The sequence below is a fragment of the Zarconia navalis LEGE 11467 genome (assembly GCF_015207075.1).
GTDB classification, from domain to species: domain Bacteria; phylum Cyanobacteriota; class Cyanobacteriia; order Cyanobacteriales; family Geitlerinemataceae; genus Zarconia; species Zarconia navalis.
This window is the reverse complement of the sequence record NZ_JADEXN010000247.1, coordinates 1-7,492: the sequence shown is the minus strand read 5'-3', so window position 1 is coordinate 7,492 and position 7,492 is coordinate 1. Positions and strand designations below refer to the sequence as shown.

5 protein-coding genes and 1 pseudogene are annotated in these 7,492 nt (G+C 51.2%); all 6 read left to right on the top strand.

The genetic code is table 11. The annotated features are described in order from the left end of the window. Positions 1-638: pseudogene (locus tag IQ235_RS13590) on the top strand (hypothetical protein); the annotation flags it as partial. Between the two features lie 448 nt (positions 639-1,086). Further along, positions 1,087-1,563, top strand: a complete 477-nt coding sequence (locus IQ235_RS13585) for an Hsp20/alpha crystallin family protein (RefSeq protein ID WP_264321993.1) — start codon at positions 1,087-1,089, stop codon at positions 1,561-1,563. Positions 1,564-1,901: 338 nt separating this feature from the next. Continuing rightward, a complete protein-coding gene (locus IQ235_RS13580) occupies positions 1,902-2,804 on the top strand; it encodes a TIGR02587 family membrane protein (RefSeq protein WP_264321992.1) in 903 nt (300 codons plus the stop codon). After that, positions 2,801-3,214 (top strand): TIGR02588 family protein, encoded by a 414-nt coding sequence (locus tag IQ235_RS13575; RefSeq protein ID WP_264321991.1) that lies wholly within the window; start codon positions 2,801-2,803, stop codon positions 3,212-3,214. Before IQ235_RS13580 ends, IQ235_RS13575 begins: the two co-directional genes overlap by 4 nt. Before the next feature lie 397 nt (positions 3,215-3,611). After that, positions 3,612-6,707 carry an MFS transporter gene (locus IQ235_RS13570; RefSeq protein ID WP_264321990.1) on the top strand — a complete coding sequence of 1,032 codons (3,096 nt, stop codon included), beginning with the start codon at positions 3,612-3,614 and terminating at the stop codon, positions 6,705-6,707. A gap of 96 nt (positions 6,708-6,803) precedes the next feature. Continuing rightward, complete coding sequence (locus tag IQ235_RS13565) at positions 6,804-7,208, top strand: potassium channel family protein (protein WP_264321989.1); 405 nt, start codon at positions 6,804-6,806, stop codon at positions 7,206-7,208. The last annotated feature ends 284 nt before the right edge of the window (positions 7,209-7,492 follow it).

Genomic DNA, 7,492 nt, shown 5'->3' with positions numbered 1-7,492 from the left:
ACCATAGCCCCATGGCAACCGGGCGCAGTCCCGGCGATCGCTATTTGCAAGAGCGCAGTGCCACCATTTTCCAACTGATTCTCAATCCCCAGGATATCGCAGCCGGGGTTCCGGCGCGATCGCATTTAGTCCTCCCCCAGCGCTACGGAGAACCCCAACGTTACGGGGATTGGTATATTTGGCAAATCGAAAATACCTGGTTGTGCGCCCGTCCTTGGGGGGACCGCATCGAGTTGGAATCTCCGGTGGATGGGGGGAAGGAAGATTATCGAGCGTTGGTGGCGCGGGGGAAGCGGACGGCGTGGGTGGTGGATGTTGCCCGAGGTGCCGACTATCCCGACATCGCAGCGTTGCACAATGCCCTCGATGATACTGAAATTGACGATCGCATTTGGGAATCGGGGGGACGGCTGGTGTATCGGGGATTGGAGGGGGATTTGTTGGAGATGGATTATGCGACTGATGCGGCATACTCGCGGGGGAAAATAAATGGAGAGGAACGGGTGTTGGAAAATTGGGATGAGTTGAACAGTCCGTATGTGAATCAAAAACTCGATAGCGGGATTTTAGAAGTTTCCGATCCGCAATTGGGAAGTTGGAAAATGCAAGGAACGGTGACAGGGATAAGTAATAAGTAATAAGTAATAAGTAATAAGTAATGAGTAATGAGTATAGCGTTTCTCATCGCCATGAGGTATTGCAGTCGCCATATCGGTTAGGTCACAATTGACTGTGGGAAACCGGGGGAAGACCTCGGCCAAATTACACAATTGTCACTTGTGTCCGCGCCCGCCAGCAGCAGCAGTTGCTATCAAAAAAATGTAGGGACGGGTTTAGCGACAAACGATGCCCTGACTGAGATTTTTATCTAAACCCGCTCTCGCCGGATATACTGCCTGCGGTCACTTGTCCGAACGGATATCGCGAACTGCTATATTTTCTTGTATTTCGGGTAACTAGAATATGATTTTTCGGTTCTCCTCACTGTATTTTAAAGATAGTTTTGGCAATATAGAACTGTAGTTCGCGAAGAAAATAATTTCAAATTGCGAACTAATTGAAGACAAGAAAGGAGGTCATTATTTTATGGCTATCATTCGTTGGAACCCCTGGACGGATATGGAAGTTATTCGCCGTCAAATGGATCGAGTATTCGATGATATGACTGGGTGGGACGGCTACTCAGCCACTTCTTGGCAACCAAAAGTCGAACTATTTGACAGCGAAGATCGTCTAACTCTGCGGGCAGAAATTCCCGGTCTCGAACCGAAGGATTTAGACATTAGTGCCTCGCGAAATACGATCGCCCTGCGTGGAGAACGTCGTTACGAAAACGAGCATCAAGATCGAGGCTACTTTCGATCGGAATTCCATTACGGTAAGTTCGAGCGAACCATCGAGTTACCTGCAAATATCGAAAACGATCGCGTCGAAGCTGACTACAAAAACGGTATCCTAACCCTCACTTTACCCAAAGAAGATGCCGATCGAAATCGTGCGGTGAAAGTTAACTTAAGCGCCACTTCCCCCGAACTCGAGGGAGAAGAAGTATCTACAAGCTAAGTTGAAAACTCTGCCCGAATAACTTCGATTCATAACGTCTAGAGAATCCCCGAGGGCTTTGAAAAACTAGCTCTCGGGGATTTTGATTTGAGGGAGCGATCGCGTCTTGGGTTCGCGTCGTTGAAAGTCATGTTGAAAGTCAACAGTTCGCGCTCAAATGCTCAAATAAGATATAGTGCTATGACAGTGCGTGCGGGCGTTGGGAATAAAAAGCCGAATTCGCCATTGGCTTTAGACATTGAAAGTTCGATTCACTCGGACTTTTCGACGCGCGACTCGCCTAATAATATGTATTGTCTGCATTTCAGTCGCGCAAATTGCCCCCAGCGAAACTTTCGATGGCTCAACCTCAGCGTCCCTACGGAAACAATATTTGGTTAAACGAACTGTCCGAACTCGTAGGTGGTGCTTCGGGAGGTTTCTTATTTGGGATTCCCCTCATCTACACCCTAGAAGTGTGGTGGATCGGTTCCCAGGTTTCCCCTCCCATTCTCTTATGTATCCTCACTCTGACCCTGGGAGTCGTTTTTTCTCTCAACTGCGTCGAAGGTTTTCGCGCCTCGCGTCCGAGTCGGGCGATCGATATTATTCAAGAAAGCGTAGAAGCCTTAGCCATTGGTCTGACTTGTGCGACGTTGATGTTAATTCTACTGAGCCGAATTACATCGCAAACGCCTTTAACGGAAAGTTTGGGCAAAATCGTATTTGAGAGCGTTCCCTTTTCTCTCGGCGTTGCCCTATCAAAACTCATTTTAAGTGGCGAACCGGGATGGGAAAAAGCCCAGAAACGATCTCCCTCGAAGGATGATGGGAGCAATCGTTCTGCGGCATCATCCCAAACCCCCGCCGGAACCCTTGCCGATTTGAGTACGACTCTATTTGGGGCGGTTATTATTGCCTTTAGTATTGCCCCCACCGATGAAGTTCCCGTTCTCGCCGCGGCCTCCTCTCCCCCCAAATTGCTCGCGATCGTTGCGGCTTCTTTAATCGTGTCCTACGGAATCGTGTTTGTGGCAGGTTTCACCAACCAGTCCAAACGACAACAGCAACAGGGAATCTTTCAAAGCCCCCAAAACGAGACCCTTGTCTCCTATATTCTGTCGTTACTCGCTTCGGCGTTGATGCTGTGGTTTTTCCAGCAGCTTTCCTGGGACGATCCGTGGTACTTGTGGTTGTGCTACACGATCGTTCTCGGACTGCCTGCCACCATTGGCGGTGCCGCCGGACGGTTGGCCGTATGAACGATTCGAGTTCGCACGAAGCACGACAACCCCCACCGCGTTCGATCGCCGAACGAGTCAGCTTTTACCTATCCCTGTCCCTGCTGGCTCTAGTGGTCAGTCTCATCGTCTATAGCTGGATCGATCGAGAAGATCGACCCCCCATTCTCTCCATCGAACTTCGATCGGAGATTCGCCAGGTTGACGGGCAATTTTACGTTCCCTTTAACGTCACCAATCGCGGTGGGAAAACGGCCGAGTCGGTGGAAGTCGTCGCTCAACTGAGTTGTCCCGATGGAGTCGAAGAAAGCGGTTCCCAGCAATTCAAGTTTCTCTCCAGCGGCGAAACCCGAGCCGGAGCCTTCATCTTCAGCCACAACCCCGAACCCAGTCAACTTCAAGTCAGGGTTGCGAGTTATAAATTGCCGTAGCCACCCCTATATCTTTCGGAAGACTGATGCAATGCCGGTGTTCTGTCCTTAGGGGGATGTAAGCCGCACCGGCGATCGAGTTGACTGGGAGTATCGTACTTCCTTGTTTTTAAAACTCTGTTCTGTATCTCTTACTTCTATTGATGCCCATATTGTCCTGGCTCGCTAACGACCTAGGTCAGTATGGCCTAGCGGGAAACGGCTGGTAGTTTCGTCTAGGATCGGTTGGGCTTCAATCGTTCTATACGGTAGCTACCACTTCCCAGCTAGGGAAAATTTTTAAGATACGAAGATTTAAACGCCCGCAATCGGTTTCAATTTTGGAATCGATCGAATTATAAAAAAGGAAGTGCGATTTTTTTGATATTCTCTAGCCACATTCAACTCGCAGGACATCATGCTTGAAAGTGCAATCTTTACCTCGCAACTGGGTCATTTGGGGTTGCCATTTGCCCAGGTTATCGTCGAACCTACCCTCGAATCCGCTGAAGATGCTTCTCTAGTCTTCAGCGGTCCGCAATTTTTCGCCGCCCTCATTTCTGGGGTGGTTTTAGCGTTTGCGTTCCAACTACTGCTGACCAATCTCGGGGTAGCCGCTGGTATGTCTCTGGCTGGAGGGTCTTCCGATGACGATTCCAACTCGAGTAGTAGCGGGGGAACCATCCGTAAAATCGGCTTTGCCGTGGGGCTGGGAACCCTTGTGAGCGTCACCCTCTCCCTGTTTTTTGCCTGTCTGCTGGCGGTGAAGTTGAGTTTGCTAGCCTCTTCTGGTTTGGGAGCGATCGCCGGTTTGGTGATTTGGGCGACCTACTTCTTCTTGCTGGTTTGGGTGAGTTCGACGGCGATCGGTTCGCTGATGGGTTCGGTCGTCAATACCGTCACCTCCGGCGTGCAAGCGATCGTGGGGACGGCAACAGCGGCCATTGGAGGTAAAGTTGCCAGCAGCCAAGTGGTGGCCACGGCCGAAGCGGCTGCATCTGCCGTCCGCCGGGAGTTAGGCTCGGCAATGGATCCGACGAGCTTGCGCGAACAGGTGGAAGATTACATCGAAGGCTTACGTCCGGCGCAGTTAGATTTCCAGAAAATCCGCGATGAATTTGAAGCGTTGCTCGACGATCCCAACTTTCAAGAAATTACCCAAAGCGATAGTTTGCAAAATATCGACCGGGGCACCTTCGTCGAGCTAGTCAGCAGCCGCAGCGACCTCTCGAAGCGAGAAGTCGATCGCATCGCCGATCAATTGGAAGCCGTGTGGCACAAAACTGCCAGTAAGTTGCCCGACAAAGATCCCCTTTCGGAGTTGGTGGACTACCTCAAATCCGCCGATGCCAGCCAGCTTTTAGGTTCGGATTTGACGGAAAAAATCGACCGGGTTGCCGGGGAGATGCGCAAGCGCCGTCAGTCCCAACAAACGGGCCCCGTCTCTCAAGCCTTGACGATGGGCCTCAACAGTCTCATGGGTTTGGTCATGGGACGCACGGATCTCTCAGACTTCGATATTGAGAAGGTGCTTTCTCAGCTCGACACCCTCAAATCCGATTTGGGCGAGCAAACCCAGAAAGTGGCCGATCGCTTTGGCGACGAGAAACCCGCCTACAATCCGATTCGGGCGGATCTTGAAAACTACCTCCTCAATACCAACTCTTGGGAAATGAAGCCGGAAACGGTTTCTAGAGAGTTTCGCGATCTGCTTTACGATCCTCAAGCTAACCCAGAACCGATCGCGCGGGAACTCGAAGGGTGGAGTCGATCGGATTTTGTGGAATTACTCCAGTCTCGGGGGGTCTTTACCCAAAAGAAAATCCGAGAAATTTCTATCCTACTCGATTCGATTCGCCTCGAAGTCATCAACGCCGCCCGAGAAGCCCAAGAACGCAAAGCTCGAATTGGCTTGCTCGCCGATGTGGAACACTACCTGCTAGCGGCATTTCCCCAAGACTTGACTCCGGAAAAAATCCAACTGGAATTCAAGCCGATTCTGGCCGATGAAGATGCTAGCGAAGAACAACTCAAAGAGCGCCTCTCGAAGTTCGATCGCGCGGCTTTCGAGCGGATTCTCGTCAAACGACCCGATATGACTCCCGTAGAAGCCTCGGCAGTCGCCACAGAACTCGAAACTGCTCGCGATCGGGTTCTCGAAGAAGCTGCGAGTACCCAAGCCGCTGCAAAAGCCAAAGCCGAAGAGCAGTGGAACAAACTCCAGGTTTATCTACGCGATACCGGTAAGCCCGAACTCCATCCCCAGGGAATCGAGCGGGAACTCAAGCTGATGCTCGACGATCCCCAAGCCGGAATCTCGGCATTGCGGGCGCGGGCTTCTCGGTTCGATCGCGATACTTTAGTGCAACTGCTATCTCAGCGGCCAGATACGAGCGAGGCGGAAGCTGAAGATCTCGTCGATGGGGTCGAAAGTGCCTGGACTCGCATCCGCTATACCCCCGCCCAACTGACCGGACGGGCAAAAGTTCAGTACGATCGCGCCACTTCGGCGATTGGCAACTACCTGCGTTCGACGGGCAAACCGGAACTGCACCCCGAGGGTATCAAGCGGGATTTGCAGAAACTGGTCGACGATCCCCAGGTGGGTTTCCAAGCCATTCAGGATCGCTTAGCGACGATGGATCGAGATACGCTGGTACAGTTGCTCGCCCAACGGGACGATCTGAGCCAAGAAGAAGTCAATCGGATTATCGATGACGTACAAGGGACGCTGCGAGACTTGGCCGGTGCGCCCCGACGATTGGCCCGTCGCGCTCAAATGAAGGCGAAGAATTTCCAAGAGTCGATCGCCGATTACCTGCGCTCGACGGATAAAGCCGAACTCAGTCCGACCGGGATCGGGCGGGATGTGGAACTGCTGTTGCAAGACCCCCGTGCCGGTATGGAAAGTTTGACCACTCGCCTGTCTTACTTCGATCGCAGTACTCTCGTCGCCCTGCTCGCCCAGCGGCCGGATATCTCGGAAGAAGAAGCCAATCGCATCGTCGATCGAATTCTGGAAGTGCGCGATCGGGTGGTGATGCAACTTGAAAGTATCAAAGAGCGCGTCCAGTCCGTTCTCGATCGCATTTTTGCTAAAATCCGCGCTTACCTCAACAGCTTGGAGCGTCCGGAACTCAACTACGACAGTCTCAAGGGAGATGTGGCGACGTTGTTCGACGATCCCGAAGCGGGATTTGATGCCCTGCGCGAGCGCCTCTCCCAGTTCGATCGCGATACCCTCATCGCCCTGTTGAGTTCTCGTGACGATATCTCCGCTGCCGATGCCGATCGGATCGTCTCCCAGGTCGAACGCACCCGAACCCGCGTTTTGCGTAAGGCAGAGCGCTTGCAAATCGAAACTCAAGCGCGCTTGGAACAAGCGAAAGCCGCAGCGCAAAAACAAATGGAAGAAACCCGCAAGGCGGCAGCAACGGCCGCGTGGTGGCTGTTCCTAACGGCGGCAGTGTCGGCTGCTGCCTCGGCCGGTGCTGGCGCCCTAGGCGTTGGCTAAGAGCCGTTTTTTTGAAGGGGATGTGACTCGATCGCATCCCTTTTTTCTGGGTCGAGTTTTTGGCTCGATCGCTTCAATTCACTTTTGAGTTTTGTTATGTACATCATCGTAGTTGGGGGAGGCGAAACCGCTCGCTATCTCGCCTCAATGTCTCTCGAAAACGGTCATAAAGTCGCCATCATTGAAAAAGATAGCGATTGCGCTCAAAAAATATTACAAGAATTTGACGTGGAGGTTTTTCAAGCAGATATTGCAAAGGGCGGTATTCTCGAAGAAGCAGACGTCGATCGCGCAGATGCCATTATTGCCACCACAAAAGATGACTCTGCCAATCTGATGACTATGTTTTTGGGCAAAAAACATAATGTAAAAAATTTAGTTTCGATGGTCATCGATCGAGAGCATAAAAATATGTTTGAGGGGTTGGGCGTGCAAGTTCTAACAGACCCTAAAAGACTCATTGCTGGAAAACTGTTGAGTATGCTCGATGAGAAGAAATAAATTCAGAATCGATAAGTGTCGATGGTAACCGCAAAAACTAAAACTCGAAGTTGAGAGTCAAAATTCATGACAGCCACATCGAGCTTATCTTTTCTGATTTTCAGTGGTAGTCTATATAGACTTCGCTCATCTTAAAATAAGCATTTGGCCGTATATTTTTTATTTTTATCTATATATTAAACCGTGCATTCAAACCATAAAACTATTTTTCGAGACTTGGGGCTGTTTCTCCACATACCCGGCTGCATGGCTCTAATTTCTATTCCCGTTTGTCTGGCTTGGGG

Excerpts from the sequence above, each read along its gene's own strand:
- IQ235_RS13585 (WP_264321993.1), top strand. The coding sequence starts at position 1,087 with ATGGCTATCATTCGTTGGAACCCCTGGACGGATATGGAAGTTATTCGC.
- IQ235_RS13580 (WP_264321992.1), top strand. The coding sequence starts at position 1,902 with ATGGCTCAACCTCAGCGTCCCTACGGAAACAATATTTGGTTAAACGAA.
- IQ235_RS13575 (WP_264321991.1), top strand. The coding sequence starts at position 2,801 with ATGAACGATTCGAGTTCGCACGAAGCACGACAACCCCCACCGCGTTCG.
- IQ235_RS13570 (WP_264321990.1), top strand. The coding sequence starts at position 3,612 with ATGCTTGAAAGTGCAATCTTTACCTCGCAACTGGGTCATTTGGGGTTG.
- IQ235_RS13565 (WP_264321989.1), top strand. The coding sequence starts at position 6,804 with ATGTACATCATCGTAGTTGGGGGAGGCGAAACCGCTCGCTATCTCGCC.